Source organism: Rhodococcus sp. IEGM 1330 (assembly GCF_033142445.1).
Taxonomy (GTDB): Bacteria; Actinomycetota; Actinomycetes; order Mycobacteriales; family Mycobacteriaceae; genus Rhodococcoides.
The window spans coordinates 1-592 of record NZ_JAWLSB010000029.1 but is presented as its reverse complement, the minus strand read 5'-3'; the positions used below and the strand labels follow the sequence as shown (position 1 = coordinate 592).

The 592-nt window shown below is 60.3% G+C and carries 1 protein-coding gene; it reads right to left on the bottom strand.

Features of this window, described 5'->3' with window-relative positions; translation table 11 throughout:
* Nucleotides 1-148: 148 nt before the first annotated feature.
* On the bottom strand, nt 149-592 hold a 444-nt coding region (locus R4P57_RS26775), incomplete at its 5' end, for a transposase (protein WP_317805926.1).

Sequence of the window (592 nt, the reverse complement as noted above, 5' to 3'; positions counted from 1 at the left end):
CCTGAATGCACCGATGAGCTGACTCGCTTTTTCTGAATGATGTTGCACGGTATCGACCTGGACGCGGGCGTGATTGTTCGGCCGATCTCGACTATCGGGTTGTTCCACTGGGGGTTTTCGTCTCGTGTGTGGGTAAGGGTGCTGGTTGTTAGGCTGCGATCGGTAGATTTCGACGGAACGTGTTCTCGAACAGAGTCATCCACTGTTTCTCCCACGGCCAGTCTGTGGGTAGGTGGAGGGTGATTTTCCGGGCCGAGTAGGCGATACGGGTCGGCACCGAAATCAGGGTTCGCCGGATCGTGCCGGTCGTCGCTTTCGCCAGCGCCGAGTCGCCGGTGATGGCGGCGGCGGCGCGGGTGAGGTTGAACGCCATCACCGCGCAGACCAGCCAGGCGGCGTTGGCGCAGAAATGTCCTGATGGCATGTGGGCGAGGGCGGAGTTCTTGAGGTCGGCGTGGACTTGTTCGATGATCGCGTGCCGGCGGTGCACTTGGTCGGCGGTCACGGTGTCGATCTCGTTCGGGTCGGTGGTGGTGAAGAACGCGTGGAATCGCCACACATCGAACAGTTGCTGCTGGCCTTGATCTTTTTT